Origin of the sequence: Flavobacterium sp. ASW18X, assembly GCF_005144745.1 — a bacterium.
Classification (GTDB): Bacteria; Bacteroidota; Bacteroidia; order Flavobacteriales; family Flavobacteriaceae; genus Croceivirga.
Genome location: NZ_SWKK01000064.1, coordinates 1 through 803 on the forward strand (window position 1 = coordinate 1; position 803 = coordinate 803).

Consider the following 803-nt stretch of genomic DNA (forward strand, 5'->3'; position numbering starts at 1 on the left):
TGAACACATAGGTGCCATCGCCATTGTCTACCAAGGCAACCGTGCCTGCGGCAGCGTTGATTTCATCTATCGCAGCTTGTACGTCAGTCGCGGCCAAACCACTGGTGGTATTATCGTATGGGTTGCTAGAGGCTCTGGTATCTATTGTTTGTGTATTTCCAGCTTCGTCCGTATACGTATAGGTTCCGTCACCATTATCGGCTACCGTGCTTAAACTTGTGTCGCTTATCGTAGTCGTTGCTCCCGATGCATCCGTGAACACATAGGTGCCATCGCCATTGTCTACTAATGCAACCGTGCCCGCAGCGGCGTTGATTTCATCTATCGCAGCTTGTACGTCAGTCGCGGCCAAACCACTGGTGGTATTGTCATATGGGTTGCTGGATGCCCTAGTATCGATAGTCTGGGTGTTACCAGCTTCGTCCGTGTAGGTGTACGTGCCGTCACCATTATCGGTTACCGTACTTAAACTTGTGTCGCTTATCGTTGTGGTAGCTCCCGATGCATCCGTAAATACATAGGTGCCATCGCCATTATCTACCAAGGCAACCGTGCCCGCAGCGGCGTTGATTTCATCTATCGCAGCTTGTACGTCAGTCGCCGCTAAACCACTGGTGGTATTATCGTATGGGTTGCTGGATGCCCTAGTATCGATAGTCTGGGTGTTACCAGCTTCGTCCGTGTAGGTATAGGTTCCGTCACCATTATCGGTTACCGTGCTTAAACTTGTGTCGCTTATCGTAGTCGTTGCTCCCGATGCATCCGTAAATACATAGGTGCCATCGCCATTGTCTACCAAGGCA

General features: G+C 50.6%; 1 pseudogene. It reads right to left on the reverse strand.

Going from position 1 to position 803, the window contains the following annotated elements:
* Positions 1-803: pseudogene (locus tag FBT53_RS16200) on the reverse strand (hypothetical protein); the annotation flags it as partial.